Below are 22,164 nucleotides of genomic sequence, written 5' to 3'. Positions count from 1 at the left end.
TTATTTTGAGAGTAAATGAAAATGAAGGAATTGAATATCAATGAGATTAATGAAGTATCAGCAGGAAGCGTTCTAGGTGTTTTGATTTACGGTACGGTTGGGTTTTGGGTTGGTGGTTTTACTGGTTTTTGTATGGGTGTTTGGCCTGCTATTCCAGGTTCTATCTTGGGTATGACAGTTGGTGCTTATTTAGGAACAGATGCTGCACCACAAGTGATTATCATCAAAGAATCTGATTATGTTACACCCTATTAGTAATACCTCTGTTCTTGGTCTTGGTATCAAACAAATTATTGATATTCTCCTAGTAAATTTTCTTAAGTCGTTAGACTCTGCAAAATGATGGAAAGATCTAGAATTGTATAGGAGACTGAGAAAAAATGAAAAAGATAGAAGAGAACAAAACGTGTCCAAATTTTTCCTTTATTTCCACTGATAAAGAAATTTCCCAATTGAAGGATTTTAAGAATCAAATAGTCGTTTTGTATTTTTACCCAAGAGATAATACGCCTGGTTGTTCTTGTGAAGCGGAAGATTTTAAGAAAAGCTATAAAAAATTTCTAAGCTATAATGCGCAAGTGATAGGTGTATCTAGAGATGGGTTATCTAGCCATGAGAGATTCATCGAAAAATTTAAATTACCATTTCCGTTAATCTCTGATTCTAATGAAGAAATATGTCATTTATTTGATGTTATTAAAGAAAAGAATATGTATGGTAAAAAAGTCATGGGTATTGAACGATCTACCTTTTTAATTGATGCATCAGGCAAAGTACGACGAATTTGGAGAAAAGTTAAAGTAGATGGACATGTTACGGAAGTTTTACAGGCAGTTAAAGATTTACAACAAAAATAGCGTGAAAAATAAAGCCATCAAAAATGTTGGTTAACTATCTTTTTTGTTTGCTTTAATCCACTATATTTAATGATATACTGAGTCGCTTTAATTCCAATATTAACCTCAAGAGTAGTAATTTATGAGTGCAGATTTTGCATCGTCCCAAGGGAATTTCCCTAATGTTCGGCTTCGTAGACTAAGACAGTCGCCGATCATTAGAAATTTAGTGCGCGAAACAGAGTTGAATATCAACGATTTTGTTTTGCCTTTATTTGTTAAGCAAGGTGTAAATCGAAGAGATCCTATTTCTTCTATGCCGGGGCATTTTCAATTAAGTCCTGATAATCTCTCTGCTGAGATAAGGGAATTGGAGAGTTTAGGTATTTCTTCAGTGATTTTATTTGGGATCCCAGGTGGGAAGGATGCTCATGCATCAGATTCTTATTCTGATAATGGTATAATTCAACAAGCTACGCGAATCATTAAAGATGTCTCACCTAATATGCTTGTCATCAGCGATATTTGTTGCTGTGAATATACTGATCATGGGCATTGTGGCGTAATAGAAGAAAGAGATGGCAAGAAAGATGTTTGCAATGACAGAACGCTTGAAATTCTAGCTTTGCAAGCTGAAAGTCATGCAAAGGCAGGGGTCGATATTCTTGCTCCCAGTGGCATGATGGATGGCCAAGTAGTTGTCCTAAGGCAAGCGCTTGATTTGTCTAATTATCAACACATTCCTATTTTAAGCTACGCCGTTAAATATAGCTCTGGACTTTATGGGCCATTTCGTCAAGCTGCAGAAGGTACCCCATTGTTTGGTGATAGAAAGAGCTACCAAATGGATCCCGCAAATGCAAATGAGGCACTTCGTGAGGCCGCTCAAGATATTGCAGAAGGTGCTGATATGATAATGGTGAAACCAGCACACACATATTTAGATGTCATTCACCGTATTAAGCAAAAATTTCCAGAAATACCAATGGCGGCATACCATGTGAGTGGTGAATTTGCCATGATTAAAGCAGCTGCGGAAAGAGGCTGGATTAATGAAAGGCAAGTAGCACTAGAGGTCTTAACAAGTATTAAACGAGCAGGCGCAGATATTATTATTAATTATTTCGCCAAAGATCTAGCTAAATTTCTTTAAGGTTAAACCATGAATGTTGATGTTACCATTCGAAATGCTGAGCCTGATGATAATAAAGTTTTATTTCAACTTATCTATGATTTAGCAGAATTTCAAGGGATCCAAGATAGACTCACGATTACTGAACAATCCCTTAATGAATTCCTATTTTCTCCTAATGCAAACTCAACAATTGTTGTGGCGCTGATTGAAGAGAAAATTGTTGGTTTTACGCAATACAGTATTATGAATATTAATCGTCTTTATCAAAGCACACCTGCTTTATATATTGATGAAATGTATGTGCTCCCAGAATTCCGTAATCAAAATATTGGAAAGAAACTATTTCATTTTCTTGCTAAAACTGCGGCTGAGAAAAAATACAATCGGTTGGAGTGGTGGGTAGTACAAGGTAACACGCAGGCAGAAGATTTTTATTTAGGTTTGGGCGCTATTGCTTTCCCTGAATATAAAGTTTGGAGGCTCAAGAAAGAAGAGCTCCAAAAACTTTCTTCTTTAGCCACCTCTTCTACACAGTGCACTGAATAGAAAACACAGAGTTTATTTTGTAGCATTCGTCGCACAGAGATGTCTGATTTTAAAGATCAGGCATTTCATGTCGTTCTATCTATGTCGCCACACTATAGAGTCTGAGCAATGCACTTAAATCCATTTGTTGAGAATATGACATTTAGTGGAAAAACAACAACCCAGAATGTGTTGATCAACAAACTATTTTTCAAAAATGAACCAAGGCAAACCTCTGGTGATAAATATAGAAATCGACCATGCTGAAAATATCAAACAAAATATATTTACCGCTTAAAGAAATAGAAATAACAGCAATAAGAGCACAAGGTGCAGGCGGACAAAATATTAACAAAGTATCAACGGCTATTCATCTACAATTTGATATTAAACATTCATCCTTACCAACTATCTACCAAGAAAGGCTAATGGCCTTAAATGATTATCGAATTAATCAAGCAGGGGTGATTACAATCAAAGCCCAACGCTTTAGAAGTCAAATAAAAAACAAAGAAGATGCCTTAGGTAGATTAGCTATTTTAATAAAAAAAGCTCTGATTATTCCAAAAAAAAGGAAAAAAACGAAGCCAACAAATGCTTCTAAAGAAAAGAGGCTGAATAGTAAAACTAAACATGGAAAAACAAAATTGCTGCGCACAAAGAAAAATATAGATTTTTAATCTTTATTAAAAATAGCCGAAAGTATTACTGAAAATTAATACGGTCATAGCAATAATATCAAAATGGATGTTAAAATAATCACCTAATATAAGCAACCAAGCAAAAGGATAAGGCAATGCTAAAAGGATTTAAAGAATTTGCAATGCGTGGCAATGTTGTTGACATGGCAGTAGGTATCATTATCGGCACCGCATTTGGCAAAATTATTACTTCATTTGTTAATGATGTTATCATGCCACCGATTGGTATGCTTTTAGGCAAAGTAGATTTTTCACACTTATCTATCGTATTGCAAGCAGCAACAGCAGAGCAAAAAGCAGTTGCAATCAACTATGGCACTTTCATTAATACGGTACTAGATTTTCTAATTGTCAGCTTTGCTATCTTTATTGTTATTTCACAGATGAATAAACTTTATAAGAAAAAAGAACTTGCACCTACAACAAAAGAGTGTCCCAAATGCTACTCTCAAATCAACATAAAAGCAGTACGCTGTTCTGCTTGCACAGCTGATCTCGCATAAAAATCTTTACAAAATACAATACATTTGTTTTACTGCATATTTTTAAAGAATGCAGTAAAACAAATGACACATATATTAATTCTTCCTTTAAGCTTGCTGGTAAAAACGAACCCTATGGCTACAGTTGCTGCCTTTCGTGGCCTAGGGATTGGATTGCATAGCATGATATGGAATTGGCGCAAAACAATTCAATGTATCGAGAAATATAAATCTGGGTTACTTCATAATGATCAATTTATTGCTCAACTGAAAGTAATTTATCCCAAATTGAGCCTTGTTGCTGAGCCTGCTATTTGGGAGGCTTTGACCTGCCCCCCATTCAGTGGACACCGAACTACGCAGCTAATACGGCTCTTTCTACACTATCAGGTGTTTGATAGTCCAGCGTTGAGTGCAAACGGATACGATTATAGAACACTTCGATGTAATCAAAAATAGCTAATTTTGCCTCATCACGTGTTTTAAATTTGCAGTGATAGACAAGCTCTTGCTTTAAAGTGCCAAAGAAGCTTTCAGCAACGGCGTTATCCCAACAATCAGCCTTACGACTCATACTGTGAACCATTCCATTATTTTTAATAACTTCTTTAAAAGCGTGGGAAGCATATTGAACACCTCTATCAGAATGGAATAGAAGAGCCTTAGAACAATCAACTTGTTTTAGTGCCATCTCTAACGCAGAAACAGCCAAGTCAGCTGTTATGCGCTCACCCATGGCCCAGCCTTTGACCTTTCGTGAGCACAGGTCGATGACTGTCGCTAAATAAAGCCAACCTTGTTCAGTCCAAATATAGGTAATATCGCCAACCCAGGCAATATTCGGCTTTATCGCAAAGAATTTGCGCTCTAACCGATTTGGCTCGATTGGCAGCTTGTGGTTTGAGTTGGTTGTGGCTTTGAATTTTCTCTTTACTTTGGGGAACAGCTTTAATTCTTTCATTAAACGGCTTACCTTTTTATGATTACAATCGATACCTTCGTTTTTAAGTGCTTTCTGCATGCGTCTGAAGCCATAGCAACATCGACTCAGCAAAAAGATAGCGTTCATCCTCTCTTTTATAAAAGTGTCATTACACTCAGGTTCGACTGGTCGGTTTTTCCAAGCATAATACCCACTTCGGGAGACCTGCATACATTCGCAGAGCAAAACAACATCATAATGATGACGTTCTTTCTCTATGAATTTGAATCTTTCTTCGGGTCGTTCGCGAAGTAGGCTGTAGCCTTTTTTAAAATGTCGCAGGTATCCCTTAGGCGTTCATTTTCCTTGCGTAGCTTCAACAGTTCTTCATGAAGTTGCTTTAAATCAGGAGTTTCATCCTTGACCTCAGGGATATTTTTGTCTTTTTTAGCCTTGGATATCCAGTTATAAAGCGTTGACTCAAGAATGCCGAGATCTTTCGCTGTCTTTGAGGTGGGTTGTTCGGAGGTCAGTGCTAGCTGCACTGCTCTTTGCTTAAATGACTTATCATACTTCTTATACTTGGACATACACGTCTCCTAACTGATATTTAGTTTATCAAATTAGGTGTCCACAGTCAGGGGATCAGATCACTTGGAACAAAATGTGTACAGTAGAGACATTTGGAAAAGAAGGCTTCTCTCAGTTGGAAGCCCTTAAACAATCTGGTATTTCCGTTTATATTTTCAGTCGAACAAATCCTGCTCACGTTGATCGCATCCAAGCTCAGCTTGGCACAAACATACCTGGAAAAGCATTTTATTCTTATGAGCATCACAATACAAAATGCACACTCATTGATTCTTTAATGCATGAGATAAAGACAGAATTCCCCAATGCGCAGCCTAAAGATATACAGTATTACTATAAAGACGTAGAACAAGGGCCTTTTAGCAAACTCTGGTGGCTCCCACCATTACGATGGTTATTGTCTCCACTGGGAATGTGGTTCCATAGAAGCGCAGTTAATCATGTGTCTAATTTGAAGAAAGAATCCCAGTCAAAAGGCTATAATCTATTACCTTTTAATTTCAGAACCACACCTGCTATTACTAAGCAGCTGGAAAAATTGGGGTGGCTCAAATCTGATTCAGACAAACCCGATATATCTACGAGTCCAAACTTTCTTGTGCGACGTTCGGCTAGAATTGCTCAACAACAACGGAAAGATGAGAAATCTCTTATTGCACAAAAAATACCAAAGAAAGAGAGAAAAAGCATGTAACACTATGAAGCCTTCAACTTCATAATGTCTCCCGTTGATAAAACTGAGTGTGTTCCTTGTGAGCACACTCCTTAAGCCATTACATAACATAGATGTATCTTAAATCTTTTTACTGCCATAAAGACTTCGTTTCTATCTCTAACACAGTTCTAAATATGCCTTCCAATAATAATCATAAATTTCATATAGTTATAATAATGTTAGCTCTAATTGTTAAATTGGCTTGACAACGGCCTTATTGTATGTGAATATTCGCTCACATTCTTTAACACAATCGTAGAGAGAGAGAAAAATGAGAGCATTAGATACTCAGGAAATAAATGTTGTCGCAGGTGGCTGTGGCCCAGGTATGTTTGACGGTCTAGCAGAAGCAGTTACCCTATTATTTGGAGTAAGCGTTGGCGCAGCCTTTGTTGTGGGTATAGCAAGTGTTTATGCCTATCAATACACGTCTACATATTTTAAAAATTAAAGGCTATTTGTGATAAAAATTTTGACACTGACTGCAAAGGTTAGTGTCAAAAAGACTCTTAAAAAAGATTTGAAGATTTGAAGATTTGAAGATTTGAGATATTTTGCAACCGAAGCGCTGTTGTAATCCTGCAGATATATTAATCTGTTCTTCAGTTGCGCGCGAATCATATCATATAACTTTCTTTGCTGCACACATACTAACGAAAATAATTAATAAATCTTTATCACATACCCGCAAGCATGCAATGACATATTTTCTTTTATTTCATATTTTTACATGGAAAAATCAATAATTTTTTACGAAATCACAGTAAAGACATGCTTTCTAAAAAAAATTGATAATAGAAATAATAATGATGGAAAGAATGATAATTTATTATTAGGTTAATAATTAACTGCAATCCCTAGACAATATTTCAGAGATTAAAAATACACATTCCACTGATTTAAGAAATTATGTGATGATTAATATTGTATGGCATATGGTATGCAGAAATTTTTTCTTGACAAAAAAAAGCAAACTGATACGATAGCCAGTTTTTTATAAGATGGATGGGCATTGGATAGCAAAAAAAATATGTTAAATCTAAATATTCAGCTATTTTAAAAAAGTATCTTTTCAGTTTATATTCGCTGCCCACTCTCGGCTTAAGAGTGAAATACATCTATCCTCAAAATCTTATCAATACTTTCTCTCCACTCTAAAATCTTTACCACATATAAGCTGCAAGATGATCCTGCATGTATCCACAGATCCATTAAAATAAACTAAAGACATTTATGTCTGAAGAGAACATCGTTGGAATTGACTAGATCAGTACAAGAGACTATTCTTAGAGCTTCTAAAATAGTTATTTGAGATACTTTATAATAAGATTGCAAGATATAACTATAGCGGGCACAATCAATTCTTAATCTACAAAATAAGGATAGTTGGAAGATTTTATGGGTACAATAAAGAGTAAAATATTTTCTTTCTCAAGCGCAATAGCTTTGGCTGCTGTGATCACACAATTTACATTTTCTGAGATCAGCCTAGCTGCAGATACACCAGCCGCCCATGTGGCAACAGACAATGTAACCGTTGTTCAAGATTCTCTTATTCAGCGACTACCAAAAGCAGAACTGCATTTGCATATTGAAGGAACTTTAGAACCCGAGATGATGTTCAAACTTGCAGAAAAAAATAAAATTAAAATCCCATTTAGCACACCAGATCAAGTGAGAAAAGCATATGAATTCACAGATCTACAATCATTCCTAAATATTTATTATCAAGGTACAGATGTTTTACAAACGAGTGAAGATTTCTTTGATTTAACTTGGGCATATTTAACAAAAGCACATAAAGATAATGTAAAGCATGTAGAGATATTTTTCGATCCACAAACGCATACTCAACGAGGTATTCCGTTTAAAACAGTCATAACGGGCATTCAGAAAGCACTTGATAAAGCTAAAGACGAATATCAAATGAGTTCTTATCTTATTATGAGTTTCTTAAGACATCTGTCTGAAGAAGATGCTTTTAAAACACTTGAACAAGCTTTACCCTATAAGAATCAAATCAAAGCTGTTGGTTTAGACTCAAGTGAGGTTGGAAACCCACCAGAAAAATTCCGCAGAGTATTTGAAGCGGCGCGTGAAGAAGGATTCTTAACTGTGGCACATGCCGGTGAAGAAGCACCACCTGAATATGTATGGCAAGCAATTAACTTACTAAAAGTAAAACGAGTAGATCATGGTGTACAATCTATTAAAGATCCAAAGCTCATGAAATATCTAAAAGATAATAAAATCCCAATAACGGTTTGCCCACTATCAAACATTAAGCTGCGCGTCTTTGATACAATGAAAGATCACAATTTAAAACAATTGCTGGAACAAGGAATTGTTGTCACCATCAATTCAGATGATCCAGCATACTTCGGCGGCTATCTTAATAAAAATTATGAGGCTTGCAAAGAGAATCTACCTTTAACAGATGAAGATTTAGTCACTTTGGCAAAAAATAGCTTTAATGCTAGCTTTTTACCAGATGCTGAAAAAGAAAAATATATCAAAGAAATTGATAAAATTGTTATTGCTCAATAATCAGATAAGGGGGCATTGCCCCCTTTTTTCATCATGCATTTTTTAGGCTTCTGCTTCTCTGCTCAATATATTATTTTGGTGTTTTTTGATGAATATTTACTCTCTTCAGCAAATTGAAACGCCCAGACTTAGTATTCGTCCTATACAAATGGGGGATGAAATTGGCTTAAGCAAAGCAATCAATAGCTCACTGCCCACATTACAACGCTGGATGCCTTGGTCTAAAGATCCCAGCTTTAAAACAACACAAGCTTTTGTTCAGCAGAGTGTCAACGCTTGGCAAGCAGAACAATCACAAGAATTCCCAATGGTAGTGATTCACAAGGCAGATAATAAAATCATTGCTGCTTCAGGATACAATGAAAAAAGCGATCTAAAAAAATCCTACTATGAAGTAGGTTATTGGATTGATACACACTATCAAGGACAAGGCTTTGTAACAGAAATAGCAAATGCTTTAACACGATATGCACTCATTGCCCTCAATGCGAATCGTGTACAAATTTGCACACAGGAAGAAAACGAAAAAAGTATTGCCGTTGCCTATCGTTGTGGTTATCAATTGGATGCTATTATGCAGAATTACTGTATTGATTGCCTAAGTGGATTAGCTGCCAACTCGCTGCTTTTTTCTTGTTGTGATATTACACAATTGCCATCACTTGATATAACTTGGCAGCATAAAGAAAGACCAAAAATTCCTTATGTGAAGGCTATAACTCCCTTGGATAACCAACCACCCAAAGCTTTACCAAGACTCAGCACGCAGAATCTAAAACTTTTACCCCCTCATATTACGAATGCAAATAAGCTCTATGCGGCCGTTATTGGATCCTTGACTGAGCTCAGCCCTTGGTTTTCTTGGGCAAGCGCAGATTTGACATTACCCAATATCGAACAGCATCTTCACGAAGGTGCGCAAGCAGCCAGAGATATTTATTCACATGATCATTTGTTTTATATTGTTTGGGATCACAATGGTGACAGCATATTGGGAGAGGTATGGCTTAAGATATTAGATTGGTCATATCCTGCATCTATTATGATCAATTATTGGTTTGATACACAGCATATTGGCAAAGGGCTTGCCACTGAAACTATTGCTGAGCTTGTGAAATATTCATTTTCTGAATTAAAAGCAAGGCGAGTACAATTGCAAATAGCCACAAACAATACTCATAGCATACAATTGGCAAATAGGCTTGGATTCTCTCATGAAGGTACATTAGCGAAGCATACCAAAAATTTCGTCACTCAAGAGATAAGCTCTTCGGAAATGTTTAGTATAACTACCTTAAGAAACCTAAAAGCATGAGTTTTGAAGAAGACAGAACAGAAGGGCGCTTATAGACTTAGAGTTATAAGCGCCAAATGAGGAAGAAAAGGATACTTATGATGTTAGATTGGCAGGCTGAGGGCCTAAAAGCTTTTTAGCTTCTTCAAAAGTCATCCATACCTTATTTTCAAAGTCATATAATTTACATTGTTTGAAAATATCACAAACATATCCCCATTTAAAACGATATTCATGGAAGTATTCACCATACTCTTTTTTCAATGCTTGGGCTGCTTGAGGTATGTGATAAAAAGGAATACGAATATCAATATGATGTGGGATATGCGTCATAATATTGTGCAATAACATCTTAGAAAATTGAGAACAATGAACGATGGTACTGCAATATAATGCTCCCACTGTATGAGACCATTCATTTTTAAGATCAAAGAATGGAATATCTGGATGTGTATGGTGCAAATATACAATCATCGCAATGTAGTAATTAAACACAATAAAAGGCAATACTACACCACAAATAATACCAATGATGCCACCCGCAAACACATATGCTAAGGCAGAGGCTACTATAGCATATAAAAGAGAAAATATTTTTCCATTACGGTAATAACGACGTTGTTGGTTGTCCTTACCTGGATTGAATAACAACATCCCCTCCCACCAAACACGTCTCAAATAATGAAACGCACAAGTAAAAAAGTTACGTTCTATTCTATAAAGTACACGCTGAAAACCAGAAAGCGCTTGATATTGCTGAGGTGTAAGAGGGCGCCAAATCCAATCAATTGGTGAAAATGAATTGAAGCCATGATGCACTTTATTATGGCCATATGACCACATACGGTAAATATTTAAAGAGGGCAGCATAAATATTGTGCCCAGCACTTCAGCTACTTTGCTGCTTTTAAAGAGCGCACCATGAGCCGCATCATGTGCCCATACAAACATGGTCGCAGTAGCCACACCTGAGATCAAACCACCGAGCAGCTTTACTATTAATGACGAGCTGCTAAAGACTAAAACCATTCCGAGCAAAAAGATGGAGAGATCAACGCCATACCAAAACAGTGTTTTACTCAAAGAACGTTTGTAGCATCCCTGTGGGATCACTTTACGTACATCAGCAGTTTTAATACTTTTTACATGCGCACTTAAGTGCTGTGGATCTGCTGTTCTCACAAAGGTATACCTCCGACATTAAACTCAAATACTGAAAATCAGTCATTAATATATAGAATCACTAAAACAATCAGAATAAAATACATGAATATAAATTTAGATATCTGAAAAGCGGTATTTTGAATGCAAATATTTAATATTGTTTTTTAGCCAATTAACTTAGTGAGTTGACCGCTGCTCAGATGATACACCCATTACTTAAGAACGCAAGAAATTAAGTCACTTTTTCGACTTTGCGCCATAATAAGAGCATATGCACCTATTGTTAGAGAATATTTACAATTAGTTTTGATATCTAACTTTTAGTAAAAAATAAAACTACCCAAATCATCATGGACTATAGATATAGAACGATTCATCAGCAGAAGACTTTGTAGAATAAATTATGAACAAACAATTCTCTCCAGCCTGCGATAGAAATAAAGATTCCATTTTAGAGATCTTAAGATCATTGCTAAAAGATAAATCTATGATTTTTGAAATTGGCACAGGTACTGGACAACACGCAGTTTTCTTTTCAAAAAATCTTTCCCATCTTCAATGGCAAACCAGTGATTTAATTCACAATCATGCGAATATTAAAATGTGGTTAGAAGAAGCAAAATTATCTAACGTATTGCCTCCCGTTATTTTTGATGCAAGTATTGATAAAATACCAAGCCATGATTATGATGCTGTTTTTACGGCTAATACCTTTCATATCATGGCGTGGCCACAAGTCTGCTGTTGCATTGAAAAGGTAGGGCAATGCCTGAAAAAAAAGGGATTATTTATTATTTATGGCCCTTTCAATTTTAATGGTCAGTATACCTCACTCAGTAACGAATGCTTTGAACAGCAGTTAATAGATAAAAATCCAAACATGGGCATCAGAAATTTTGAAGACATAACTCAACATTGCTTGACCTCGCAAATGCGGTTTATAGAGAAATACCCAATGCCTGCTAATAATTTTATATTAGTATTTCAAAAGAATTAGATTTCTTATAAATTAGGCATAAATAAAACTTATGGCGCCATATAGCGCTCACTATGACAGGGTTATTAAATGAATGTTTATGAATATATCAAACAGGAAGTCATGATAGAAGGTGATCTTTATTTTCCTGTTATTTCTGAAAGCAATTACAACACAATGGCGATTGAAGTATCAAAAGAATTAAAAAAAATAGCTAGTGAATTTCTGATTCTATTAAGAGATTTAAACCGAACTGAGTTCGAATGTTATGAAATATTTTTTAACCAAATAATAAAATCATTTGATAATTTAGATAGATTCAGAGAAAACATTGAAAATTGTCATTCTTTACGTTTGGGAGGATATGGTGGATTGAGTGAACGGATAGTAATAGAACCATATGAGAATTACACAAAATTTTACGATAGATTTAAAATTCTTCGTAAAAAATGGACGGTGGTAAGTACAAATGGTTGGCTAGCGACCAGAAGCTTGATAAAAGACCCTATTATTGAATAACACCATGCTTATATTTAGTTAACTAATCTGGCCCTCGGAACTCAGTAGTACGCACCCCGATAAATGATGAAGCAAATTTTGATATTTATGGATTCCATATTCCCCCAAGAGATTTTGTCTTGCCTCACTGAAGAGGGGAAATTGAAGGGCTTACTTACCCCCCCCTAGGGATCGATTTGAACAATTTCAACAGCAGCATGCACTGGATAAAGATACTGCAAGAGACAAAGGTAAAACTCAAGCTCTTTAGGTAAACGTATTAAATTATATGTGATAGAAAAAATAAATTTTGCAAGGAAATAATATGCTTTTTGAGTTACTACCAGCTGTATCTAGCGCTTTAATTCTCTCTCTATTAGCTCTCATTATATGTCTCGCCATAAATATTATTTTATTTATAGCTAAACGCTTTCAAGGTAAAAAATCTAATTACAAAGTGCCGTTGCTGAAGTCATTTTGTTATATTTTTCTAATTTCATTCTCCATCATCTTTCCTCTTAAATATTATTTTGGGCCCTTTAGAATCGCACATGACCTTATGTCTCCAAACTTATTAAGAAATGACATAATTACAATTAAAAGGCCTAACAAAAACGATACTTTTAAAGCGGGAGATTTAATTCTCTTTATCTTTGATGATCCTATCACAACATACACAACACGGATCATTGGAGTAGCAGGCGATGTGATAAATTTTCACAATGGGAAGATTTGGCTCAATGGAAATCTATTAGAGCAGCCTACTGGTCAACAAATGAATATTGATAATACTACATTTGATGTTTATTATGAGTCCGTTAATAATAGGCAATATAATATCCTAAAAAATACTATAGAAAAAAATAATTCCTACTCTCAAAAAATTACTGTTCCTGATGGAAAATTTTTCTGCTTGCTTGATGCCAGATACTTCTATAATAGTGCGTTTACAACCCCATGTTTGATTGATGAAAAACAAATTTTTGGTTATATCAGAAATATATTGTGCTCATGGGATAGCAAGAACAATCAATTCCGTCGGGATAGATTTTTTAAGGTCCCTGATTAAAATATCTGATAATAACAAAGGACAAGTAAACACCATCAAGTTGCTAATCGCTTAATTTATAGTAAAGTATAAGGTTTCTCGGCACTCACCCGACCTTATTCAGAAGAGATATTTAAATTTAAGAAAAGACATAAATATTTTATGACTAACTAAGTAGGTGGATCCTTCCATTTATCTATATAGTTAGACTTTAGATAATACCAGGAGTTATAAAAGTGAAAAACACAGGATTTAAGCATGTTGAAGAGTTTCACAAGGCATTTGGACACCCAGTTCACAAAAAGCCGACTGAAGCGGATATTAAAACCGTAAAATTAAGACTTTCTCTGATTCTTGAGGAATTTATTGAATTAAGTAAAGCTTCTCTAGCTGAAAACAATGACAATGTAAAACAACTCATAGATACACTCAATCTTGCGCAGAAGCAAATTCAGTCTCTAGAAGAAGCTGACAAAGCGCTGGATCTGATTGAAATTGCTGATGCATTAACCGATATCAATTATGTTACTTATGGTGCTGGACATTGTTTTGGATTAAATTTGGACTCTTGTATGGAAGAAGTTCAAAAATCAAATATGAGCAAACTGGGTGAGAATGGCAAGCCTATTTATAACGATATGGGCAAGATAATGAAGGGGCCTAATTATAAAGAGCCAAACTTGAAGAAAGTGCTTTTTGAAGAATCATAGTCTTGTATTGAGTTTATGAAAAAAAATCTCGAAAATAAATCTACTGTGCGAGAAGCAGGCGTACCTATAAATTCAAAAACCTATATGACGCCTGTAGGTTACTCAATCTTAAAAAGTGAATTAAATGATCTCGTACAGAAGGAACGCCCAACAGTCGTTGAAACCGTCAGCTGGGCCGCAAGTAATGGTGATCGCTCCGAAAATGGCGATTATATTTATGGTAAGAAAAGATTACGAGAAATTGATAGGAGAATACGATACTTATCAAAGAGACTTGAAAATGCCCAAATTGTTAACTCAGACTTACAAAAAGAACAAAAAAAGATCTTCTTTGGCGCTACGGTCACTTATAAACAACAAGACGGAATAACAAAAACAATCACTATTGTTGGCATTGATGAAGCTGATATGGCAAACAATAAAATAAGCTACATTTCACCCGTTGCAAAAGCATTAATGAAATCTGAAGTCGGTGATATTGTTGAAGTCAATACACCTCAAGGCCACTACACATTAGAGATAATTGAAATAAATTATTGAATAATACATGAGGCTGATAGAAAGAAAAGTGTGCGTTGCAAGGAGGGGGCCCTTGACTGTCAAATTGACATCTAATTTGAATTTCATTGAGTTTTTTAATTAGAGCGCTATCCAATAATATAATCAAATTTGATATAATTTGAATTATTAGTACTAAAAATACCAATATTTTATGCGCGCAACCTTTAAAAGTACCTATGCCTCGTTGCCGGATGAGTTCATCTGTATTACCAAGCCTGAAATCGCAGCATTTCCAGAAATACATCTATACAACGATAGTTTGGCTAAAGCATTAGGCTTATCGTACTTAAGCAAACAACAAATATTAACTTACTTTTCAGGCAATGAACCCATTCCTGGGATAGAGCCCCTCGCTTTAGCATATGCCGGACACCAGTTTGGTCATTATGTCCCATTGTTGGGGGATGGTCGTGCCCATTTAGTCGCTGAGCTTACAACACCTAATCAAGAACACTTTGATGTTCAATTAAAAGGCTCTGGTCGCACTGCTTTTTCGAGGAGAGGGGATGGTAAATGCCCTCTTGGGCCAGCGCTAAGAGAATTCTTAGTCAGTGAGTTTATGCATGCTGTTGGCATACCAACTACCCGTTCCTTAGCTGTTATTGGAACAGGAGAATTAGTGAGTCGTGAAAGGGCGCTACCTGGTGCGATTTTAACTAGAATTGCAAAAAGTCATATCAGAGTGGGTTCATTTGAATATGCTTATCATTTAAACGATATTGATCTTCTACAAAAACTGGCTGATTATACCATTTTAAGGCTTGATCCAGATTTAGCCGATCATCCTCAGAAATACTTAAGTCTGCTTAAACGTGTCGTTAACAGACAAGCCGTCCTTATTGCACAATGGATGAATATTGGGTTTGTACATGGGGTTATGAACACAGACAACATGACGCTGTCTGGTGAAACAATAGATTATGGTCCGTGTGCATTCATTGATGACTTTGATATTGATTCTGTCTATAGCTATATCGACTCTGGTGGACGTTATGCTTTTGGTCAACAGCCATCTATAGCGTATTGGAACCTTAGACAACTATCTCAAGCATTAAAACCTCTTATAGACAAAGAGATTGCAAATCAAGATGATGAAATTACTAACGTATTAAGAGGCTTTGAAACTAGTTTTAATCATAATCTACAGCAGGGCATTAGCAACAAGTTGGGTTTCATTTCAAAACAAACGGAAGATGAACAACTGGTACAAACGTTATTTTTCAATATGCATCAGCACCAGTTAGACTTCACCTTGACGTTTAGAGAAATAATGTTGATATTAGAAGGCAAAAATCAGGGTGATATTTCATTTTTAAAAATTGATGCTTTACAAGAGTGGTTTGCTCAATATAGCTGTAGGCTTAGCAAGGATTACAATCACATTATTCAAGCTGTTGAAAAAATGAGGAAGCATAATCCTTGGATTATTCCAAGAAACTACCTTGTAGAAGATGTGATTGAGGCAGCCATCCTCGGTAACATGCAGCCCATCAAAACCTACTTAATGGCACTACAGAATCCTTTCCAAGAGTATACCCTTAATGATGCCTTTGCTAGAAAACCAATACAGCAAGAGTTAAATGTTCAAACATTTTGTGGTACTTAATAGAGCACTCGCAGAATACCCATCGTAGAGATACGTGATGATCAATTTTTCGTTCTGTGACATATAGAGACAAACGAATGAATGGGTATCAACGCTTGCGGCTTGGTACAATGAAGAGCATATGCATAGCTGGATTAAGTTTATGCCCCCGCGGTACAACATCGTGGAAGAGATAAGGAAATAATAAAAAACAGAAAAAATATGTATGTATTAGCGTATCAAAAAAATCCTATTCGATGGGTTAATGGCATACATAATTAAATAAGCAGCTTAGATGTCAACCAGGGGATATCCTTGAATATTCAGAAGACTCAAGCTTAAAAAGCTCATTATTAAAAGAAGTAATATTAAAATAAGGTAGTGACAATGAAAGATTTAAAAAAGTTCTTATTCTTTATAATCCTAATATATTTATCTGCTTTTGAGGTTATTGCTATACCACCATCAACAGAGTTCACACATCGCACATATTTTCAAAAAGCTGATGAAGTTTTAAAAATGATGGGGATAAAAAAACTGCAAAAAAGAATAATTGAGATTTCCCAAAAAGACACCGCTTATAAACGAGCAGAACTTAAGTCAAAGATTCTTAAAGCTAATTTAAAAAACATGACTGAAGCAAAAGCAGATGTGTTAGCAGATAAAGCTGTGAATATATGGAATGATACATATTTTCATCAAGCATCTTATGACCAAATGAAGCTACTGGTAATTTATAACGTATTAGATAAAGTGTCTGAAGATGATCTTGATAGTTTAAAACATGCATTAAGTGAAGTGCCTGTAAATGAACCCAAAAATAACGACAAACAAACTTACATGAAATTATATCAAGCTGCAAAAGATGCTTCCATGAATGCATCAGTTGAAGCAGCAAATACATTTGCTTATGCATTCGTTAAGTTATTAGAGAATAGCTAAACCATATTTGGTATCGTATCTTATGAAATCAGAAAAGAGATATGTGAGATTATTATCTTTGAGGTATTTGATAAATTCAAAGGGATTGGCGCAAAAATTCTTGAATCTTTAAAGGAACTAGCAAGGGAAAAAGGATGCAAGCAAATATATCTCATGACAACAAATGATAATTTAGATGTGTTGAGATTTTATCAGAAACGAGGCTTTACTATTTCAGGTATCTATATTGATTCTACGAAGAAGTCGAGAAAAATTAAACCATCTATAGGATTAACCGGGAATTTTGACATTCCTGTATGTGATGAAATTGATCTTATATTAGAGATATAAGATCAAAGCCTATGAGTGAATCAAAAAAATAGTACATTTCGGCAATAAATTGCATAGTACTAGTATTCTATGCAATTTAAAAAATCGTTTAAAAACAATTAAATATAAAATAAGTTTTTCCTTTTTTAAAATTTAAGCTTCCATTATTGTTTCATAAGAAATAAATATGCTATATTATTTCATATGAAACATATGCTGGGGTCTTATCATGAAGCCTGATCCAAATAATGTAAATACACGTGATGTTTTGAACAAAGCAGTTAGAAATGCTTATTCATATTTGAATTTATCTCAATCTGATTTAAGCAAAATTACTGGTGTAAGCAAGCCACAAATTAGTCGTTTAATTAAAAATGGCGCCTCATGCATTAATGAAGGTACTAAAGAGTGGGAATGTGCCCTTCTTTTTATACGATCTATTAGGGGCTTAGAAGCAATTATTGGTGAAGATCCGAGTCAAGCCCATGAGTGGCTCTACCACTATAATCGTCACCTTGGTGGTACGCCTATAGATATGTTAAAGAATATTCAAGGTTTAAATGAAGTTGTTCAGTATCTTGATGCTATGAGGGGACTTACCTAGGTATGGAACTACCAAATGAACTAAAAGATAATCTCAAATTTTCAGATATATCTATTAATTCATATCGAATTGTAGAAGATCAGTCGAGATCAACGACTAGAAAGCTTGTAGATACCCTAGAAGAGCACGATGCTTTAGAACGCTTGATTGATGAGAATAAACCAAAAATGAAGTTATATAATGATGGAGAGTACTTTAAAAACCTGCATTACTTATTAATGACTCCTTTTAGATATCCTCCTTTAAAGTGGGGCTCACGTTTCGGCTTAAAGCATGAGCGAAGCATCTTTTATTCGGCGGCTTCTATTGATACAGCAATGGCTGAAAAAGCATTTTATTTACTAGCATTTTTAAACGCTAGTGATGGCAATATTGGTGGTAAAACGAAAAACCTTACATCATTTAAAGCACATATTAAGAGTCAAAGATATATTGATTTGTGCAGCTCTTTATTTAAAGAGCATGAAGGAAATATATCTTCAAAAGTAGATTACAAGTTTTCTCAGAGTCTAGAGCATGAAATGAGAAATAAGGATGTGGAATGTTTTCGCTACATGTCTGCTAGAGATCCTATTAGAGGATATAATTATGGCGTATTCTCTCCAAGGGTTTTATCAAGAAATAGTGACTTGGATAAAACTTTTACATACTATAATTGTTATTTTTCCAAAGATATTGTTGAGTTCACATATAAAAATAAATTCAACCAAGAAAAACGGGTTTTTCCAAAAGCCATATTTTTAGTAGATGGCTCCCTACCTCGACCAGTTGACTGATGCAAACATCGCATATTTCAGATATTCTATCCAATTTAATATCTTGTGTGTTTTGGTAAATTAGCTGATTGCACTATCCTTGTGCAAAGTTATGTATCTTAGTTTAGCAGGCACCCATAAAAATATAAGCATGGCCTCCTTGTACAGCCTGCGCTTGAAATGAAGCGCCATTAAAACAGAAAGTGTTTTGTGTACCATCAAATAGCACTTCCCCAGTTGAAGCATCTATAACCTTATTAGGATAAGCATGGAAATTTCCCATAAGATTTTTACTGCTATCTGTGACCGTGAGAACAAATCCTGGACCAAACGTCATTCCATTCGGACCATAACTAAATGGGCCTTGCATTAAGGCCATAGCTCCTGCCACACAATTTGCTTCTGAATTTGAAATTATACGCATGTTTTCTCCAATAATATTCTTGAAGGTCAAATGATAATATATTTATCGGTTATTTAAAAAATTAATTTTATAGCTTCCGATTGTATATATAAATTATTTAAGGTGATGTTGCTTTAAATTTAGAGATAAGAAGTATGAATACACCTACTTCCTATCTTGTATTGTCGTGTTAATGCTCCATATTGAAAAGGAACGCCTAGTCCGACTACTGCTTAACGCTTTGAAAGTGAGAGTATTTCGGGCGCTTGCTCCGTTTAAAAAATAGGCAAGATAATAGACTTATAATGTGTATATACCCTGTATTTCAAAACAATTAATACAGTACACATCCTCTAACACATAGAATTAAGATAACACATATAGTCTTTAATCGCCTGTATTCGTACTATATGACCTGCCCCCCATTCAGTGGACACCGAACTACGCAGCTAATACGGCTCTTTCTACACTATCAGGTGTTTGATAGTCCAGCGTTGAGTGCAAACGGATACGATTATAGAACACTTCGATGTAATCAAAAATAGCTAATTTTGCCTCATCACGTGTTTTAAATTTGCAGTGATAGACAAGCTCTTGCTTTAAAGTGCCAAAGAAGCTTTCAGCAACGGCGTTATCCCAACAATCAGCCTTACGACTCATACTGTGAACCATTCCATTATTTTTAATAACTTCTTTAAAAGCGTGGGAAGCATATTGAACACCTCTATCAGAATGGAATAGAAGAGCCTTAGAACAATCAACTTGTTTTAGTGCCATCTCTAACGCAGAAACAGCCAAGTCAGCTGTTATGCGCTCACCCATGGCCCAGCCTTTGACCTTTCGTGAGCACAGGTCGATGACTGTCGCTAAATAAAGCCAACCTTGTTCAGTCCAAATATAGGTAATATCGCCAACCCAGGCAATATTCGGCTTTATCGCAAAGAATTTGCGCTCTAACCGATTTGGCTCGATTGGCAGCTTGTGGTTTGAGTTGGTTGTGGCTTTGAATTTTCTCTTTACTTTGGGGAACAGCTTTAATTCTTTCATTAAACGGCTTACCTTTTTATGATTACAATCGATACCTTCGTTTTTAAGTGCTTTCTGCATGCGTCTGAAGCCATAGCAACATCGACTCAGCAAAAAGATAGCGTTCATCCTCTCTTTTATAAAAGTGTCATTACACTCAGGTTCGACTGGTCGGTTTTTCCAAGCATAATACCCACTTCGGGAGACCTGCATACATTCGCAGAGCAAAACAACATCATAATGATGACGTTCTTTCTCTATGAATTTGAATCTTTCTTCGGGTCGTTCGCGAAGTAGGCTGTAGCCTTTTTTAAAATGTCGCAGGTATCCCTTAGGCGTTCATTTTCCTTGCGTAGCTTCAACAGTTCTTCATGAAGTTGCTTTAAATCAGGAGTTTCATCCTTGACCTCAGGGATATTTTTGTCTTTTTTAGCCTTGGATATCCAGTTATAAAGCGTTGACTCAAGAATGCCGAGATCTTTCGCTGTCTTTGAGGTGGGTTGTTCGGAGGTCAGTGCTAGCTGCACTGCTCTTTGCTTAAATGACTTATCATACTTCTTATACTTGGACATACACGTCTCCTAACTGATATTTAGTTTATCAAATTAGGTGTCCACAGTCAGGGGATCAGATCAATATTCAGATAAAGATTGACTGAAAATTTATTTGCTTTCATAATATATTACTTAAAAATACAGCATGATTTACAGTTTGATAGGAGTATTCCAATGGCAATGTCTGGTCCAGTTAATGAAGAAGAAAGAAAATTGTTTGCAACGATCTTTAGAATGAAAGGAAAGGAAGATAAAAGACAAGCTCTTTCTGAACTCAGTTTAGATCAAAGGGCTAGATTCTTTGATTGGAGCGAACAATTGATTGCTAAGATGAAAGAAGCCCAGATCCTTAAGGCTAGAGCAGAAGCGCTTGAAAGACAGAGAGAGCTTGTGTTTACTCAATACGGTCAGAAAATCTCCAAAGAGTTACAACAAACGACTGCTGATGCTGTAGTTATTGAGCCTAAGTCAAAATTTTCACCTCAATAACATCTTCTATCTAAGCGCTGACAATGAAGATTTTTTATCGTCAGCGCTTGCAGGCCTAAATTCTTGGGCAAAATCATCTTTTAAATCCATTAGCTCATCTTCAAGAAAATCTAAATCTTCAATGCCTTCTAAATCTGATGAGAATAATTTAGCCTCGCCAACTATATCCAATGCTGCATTGACTTCCTCAATGCAAATATTTGCACGCTCTTTCGTGGCATCCAAATCATCTCCTAGCGCATGCGCAGCACTATTTCCTTCTTTAAAACAGGATAGATCTTGGATCAGATCTGCAATATCATCGTGCAAATTATCTGGATTTATACCAGCAAGTAATGCTTCAGCTGCAACAATTTCTTTCTTAAGAATCGCTTCTTGCTCTTTAAGTATTGCTAATTTCGAGCTTAATTCAGAATATTCTGCGGCTAAAGCAAGGTCTTCTTTATCTAGCCGTGCGATTTTTTTGGTGTCATTATAAAGCATCGTTACCATGCCATTTGCTCTGCTCTCATCAAGTGTTGAGCCGGCGCGAATAGCTGCTTTTTCTGCGTTAATTTCAGAACGTCTGTTTACAATCTGTTCTTGTCTATCTAAAATTTTTGCCTCATCTGCTCTTATATCTCTTTCAACTTTGTTGAACTTTCTTAATATATTTTCTGCAAAAGTATTTTTTTGTTCTTCTGTACACCCCTCAAGAATTGGTTTCCCATTTTTTCCTATGATTGAATCCATTTCTTTAGCAAGGTTTTTCCCGTAATCTTTGAATACCTCTTCTCTTTGTTCTTCAAGCAT

General features: G+C 35.6%; 28 protein-coding genes. 21 read left to right on the top strand and 7 right to left on the bottom strand.

The annotated features are described in order from the left end of the window. Positions 1-21 precede the first annotated feature (21 nt). The 6 genes from CC99x_RS12700 to mscL all read left to right on the top strand — a co-directional run bounded on the left by CC99x_RS12700 (position 22) and on the right by mscL (position 3,700). Positions 22-255, top strand: a complete 234-nt coding sequence (locus CC99x_RS12700) for a hypothetical protein (protein WP_141651938.1) — start codon at positions 22-24, stop codon at positions 253-255. A 125-nt stretch (positions 256-380) separates the two neighbouring features. Beyond that, positions 381-857, top strand: coding sequence for a peroxiredoxin (locus CC99x_RS12695; RefSeq protein WP_057625434.1), 477 nt, complete (start codon positions 381-383; stop codon positions 855-857). A gap of 121 nt (positions 858-978) precedes the next feature. Beyond that, positions 979-1,989: a porphobilinogen synthase gene (gene hemB, locus CC99x_RS12690; protein WP_057625435.1), complete on the top strand. Its 1,011-nt coding sequence runs from the start codon at positions 979-981 to the stop codon at positions 1,987-1,989. A gap of 9 nt (positions 1,990-1,998) precedes the next feature. Beyond that, the gene (locus CC99x_RS12685; RefSeq protein ID WP_057625436.1) at positions 1,999-2,517 is read left to right on the top strand and encodes a GNAT family N-acetyltransferase; all 519 of its coding nucleotides are present in this window, start codon (positions 1,999-2,001) and stop codon (positions 2,515-2,517) included. 239 nt (positions 2,518-2,756) lie between these two features. Beyond that, positions 2,757-3,176 (top strand): alternative ribosome rescue aminoacyl-tRNA hydrolase ArfB, encoded by a 420-nt coding sequence (gene arfB, locus CC99x_RS12680; RefSeq protein ID WP_057625437.1) that lies wholly within the window; start codon positions 2,757-2,759, stop codon positions 3,174-3,176. A gap of 116 nt (positions 3,177-3,292) precedes the next feature. Continuing rightward, entirely contained in the window at positions 3,293-3,700 is a 408-nt protein-coding gene (gene mscL, locus CC99x_RS12675) for a large-conductance mechanosensitive channel protein MscL (RefSeq protein WP_057625438.1), read from the top strand. A 334-nt stretch (positions 3,701-4,034) separates the two neighbouring features. Here the strand turns inward: mscL and CC99x_RS12670 are convergent, their stop codons facing one another. Further along, on the bottom strand, positions 4,035-4,880 hold the full coding sequence (locus tag CC99x_RS12670; protein WP_259596692.1) for an IS3 family transposase: 846 nt from the start codon (positions 4,878-4,880) through the stop codon (positions 4,035-4,037). After that, positions 4,877-5,191, bottom strand: a complete 315-nt coding sequence (locus CC99x_RS12665; protein ID WP_259596534.1) for a transposase — start codon at positions 5,189-5,191, stop codon at positions 4,877-4,879. The genes CC99x_RS12670 and CC99x_RS12665 overlap by 4 nt, the downstream gene beginning before the upstream one ends. Before the next feature lie 74 nt (positions 5,192-5,265). Between CC99x_RS12665 and CC99x_RS12660 the strand changes: the two genes are divergently transcribed. The 4 genes from CC99x_RS12660 to CC99x_RS12645 all read left to right on the top strand — a co-directional run bounded on the left by CC99x_RS12660 (position 5,266) and on the right by CC99x_RS12645 (position 9,769). Beyond that, a complete protein-coding gene (locus CC99x_RS12660) occupies positions 5,266-5,886 on the top strand; it encodes a hypothetical protein (RefSeq protein WP_057625596.1) in 621 nt (206 codons plus the stop codon). A gap of 292 nt (positions 5,887-6,178) precedes the next feature. Continuing rightward, positions 6,179-6,358, top strand: a complete 180-nt coding sequence (locus tag CC99x_RS12655) for a hypothetical protein (protein WP_057625597.1) — start codon at positions 6,179-6,181, stop codon at positions 6,356-6,358. A 947-nt stretch (positions 6,359-7,305) separates the two neighbouring features. Further along, a complete protein-coding gene (locus CC99x_RS12650) occupies positions 7,306-8,454 on the top strand; it encodes an adenosine deaminase (RefSeq protein ID WP_083477427.1) in 1,149 nt (382 codons plus the stop codon). Positions 8,455-8,542: 88 nt separating this feature from the next. Further along, complete coding sequence (locus CC99x_RS12645) at positions 8,543-9,769, top strand: GNAT family N-acetyltransferase (RefSeq protein ID WP_057625598.1); 1,227 nt, start codon at positions 8,543-8,545, stop codon at positions 9,767-9,769. 75 nt (positions 9,770-9,844) lie between these two features. Here the strand turns inward: CC99x_RS12645 and CC99x_RS12640 are convergent, their stop codons facing one another. After that, entirely contained in the window at positions 9,845-10,930 is a 1,086-nt protein-coding gene (locus CC99x_RS12640) for a fatty acid desaturase (RefSeq protein WP_057625599.1), read from the bottom strand. A 385-nt stretch (positions 10,931-11,315) separates the two neighbouring features. Here CC99x_RS12640 and CC99x_RS12635 point away from each other — a divergent pair, with 385 nt between their 5' ends. The 10 genes from CC99x_RS12635 (at position 11,316) to CC99x_RS12595 (ending at position 18,921) form a co-directional block, all read left to right on the top strand. Beyond that, positions 11,316-11,909, top strand: a complete 594-nt coding sequence (locus CC99x_RS12635; protein WP_057625600.1) for a DUF938 domain-containing protein — start codon at positions 11,316-11,318, stop codon at positions 11,907-11,909. A 69-nt stretch (positions 11,910-11,978) separates the two neighbouring features. Then, the gene (locus CC99x_RS12630) at positions 11,979-12,407 is read left to right on the top strand and encodes a hypothetical protein (RefSeq protein ID WP_057625601.1); all 429 of its coding nucleotides are present in this window, start codon (positions 11,979-11,981) and stop codon (positions 12,405-12,407) included. Positions 12,408-12,711: 304 nt separating this feature from the next. Continuing rightward, the gene (gene lepB, locus CC99x_RS12625; protein WP_057625602.1) at positions 12,712-13,455 is read left to right on the top strand and encodes a signal peptidase I; all 744 of its coding nucleotides are present in this window, start codon (positions 12,712-12,714) and stop codon (positions 13,453-13,455) included. Between the two features lie 215 nt (positions 13,456-13,670). Beyond that, positions 13,671-14,144 carry a pyrophosphohydrolase domain-containing protein gene (locus tag CC99x_RS12620; RefSeq protein ID WP_077065498.1) on the top strand — a complete coding sequence of 158 codons (474 nt, stop codon included), beginning with the start codon at positions 13,671-13,673 and terminating at the stop codon, positions 14,142-14,144. Between the two features lie 15 nt (positions 14,145-14,159). Beyond that, the gene (gene greB, locus CC99x_RS12615) at positions 14,160-14,684 is read left to right on the top strand and encodes a transcription elongation factor GreB (RefSeq protein WP_057625603.1); all 525 of its coding nucleotides are present in this window, start codon (positions 14,160-14,162) and stop codon (positions 14,682-14,684) included. A 172-nt stretch (positions 14,685-14,856) separates the two neighbouring features. Then, positions 14,857-16,311 carry a protein adenylyltransferase SelO gene (locus tag CC99x_RS12610; RefSeq protein ID WP_057625604.1) on the top strand — a complete coding sequence of 485 codons (1,455 nt, stop codon included), beginning with the start codon at positions 14,857-14,859 and terminating at the stop codon, positions 16,309-16,311. Between the two features lie 366 nt (positions 16,312-16,677). Then, positions 16,678-17,232 carry a hypothetical protein gene (locus CC99x_RS12605; RefSeq protein ID WP_057625605.1) on the top strand — a complete coding sequence of 185 codons (555 nt, stop codon included), beginning with the start codon at positions 16,678-16,680 and terminating at the stop codon, positions 17,230-17,232. Between the two features lie 3 nt (positions 17,233-17,235). Continuing rightward, complete coding sequence (locus CC99x_RS13070; protein ID WP_083477428.1) at positions 17,236-17,562, top strand: GNAT family N-acetyltransferase; 327 nt, start codon at positions 17,236-17,238, stop codon at positions 17,560-17,562. Between the two features lie 208 nt (positions 17,563-17,770). Then, on the top strand, positions 17,771-18,145 hold the full coding sequence (locus tag CC99x_RS12600) for an XRE family transcriptional regulator (RefSeq protein ID WP_057625606.1): 375 nt from the start codon (positions 17,771-17,773) through the stop codon (positions 18,143-18,145). A gap of 2 nt (positions 18,146-18,147) precedes the next feature. After that, positions 18,148-18,921 carry an RES family NAD+ phosphorylase gene (locus CC99x_RS12595; protein WP_057625607.1) on the top strand — a complete coding sequence of 258 codons (774 nt, stop codon included), beginning with the start codon at positions 18,148-18,150 and terminating at the stop codon, positions 18,919-18,921. Between the two features lie 103 nt (positions 18,922-19,024). On the opposite strand, the gene CC99x_RS12590 is transcribed toward CC99x_RS12595, so the two are convergent. The 3 genes from CC99x_RS12590 to CC99x_RS12580 all read right to left on the bottom strand — a co-directional run bounded on the left by CC99x_RS12590 (position 19,025) and on the right by CC99x_RS12580 (position 20,901). Then, positions 19,025-19,324: a hypothetical protein gene (locus tag CC99x_RS12590; RefSeq protein ID WP_057625608.1), complete on the bottom strand. Its 300-nt coding sequence runs from the start codon at positions 19,322-19,324 to the stop codon at positions 19,025-19,027. 420 nt (positions 19,325-19,744) lie between these two features. Beyond that, positions 19,745-20,590 carry an IS3 family transposase gene (locus CC99x_RS12585; protein ID WP_259596692.1) on the bottom strand — a complete coding sequence of 282 codons (846 nt, stop codon included), beginning with the start codon at positions 20,588-20,590 and terminating at the stop codon, positions 19,745-19,747. Next, positions 20,587-20,901, bottom strand: a complete 315-nt coding sequence (locus tag CC99x_RS12580) for a transposase (protein WP_259596534.1) — start codon at positions 20,899-20,901, stop codon at positions 20,587-20,589. Before CC99x_RS12580 ends, CC99x_RS12585 begins: the two co-directional genes overlap by 4 nt. A gap of 78 nt (positions 20,902-20,979) precedes the next feature. Here CC99x_RS12580 and CC99x_RS12575 point away from each other — a divergent pair, with 78 nt between their 5' ends. Beyond that, complete coding sequence (locus CC99x_RS12575) at positions 20,980-21,372, top strand: hypothetical protein (RefSeq protein WP_141651933.1); 393 nt, start codon at positions 20,980-20,982, stop codon at positions 21,370-21,372. A gap of 6 nt (positions 21,373-21,378) precedes the next feature. Here CC99x_RS12575 and CC99x_RS12570 read toward each other — a convergent pair. After that, the coding region (locus CC99x_RS12570) for a hypothetical protein (protein ID WP_141651934.1) at positions 21,379-22,164 on the bottom strand (786 nt) is incomplete at its 5' end.

This window comes from Candidatus Berkiella cookevillensis, from assembly GCF_001431315.2.
GTDB lineage: Bacteria > Pseudomonadota > Gammaproteobacteria > Berkiellales > Berkiellaceae > Berkiella_A > Berkiella_A cookevillensis.
The sequence above is the reverse complement of the archived record's forward strand: the minus strand, read 5'-3'. Positions and strand labels throughout refer to the sequence as shown.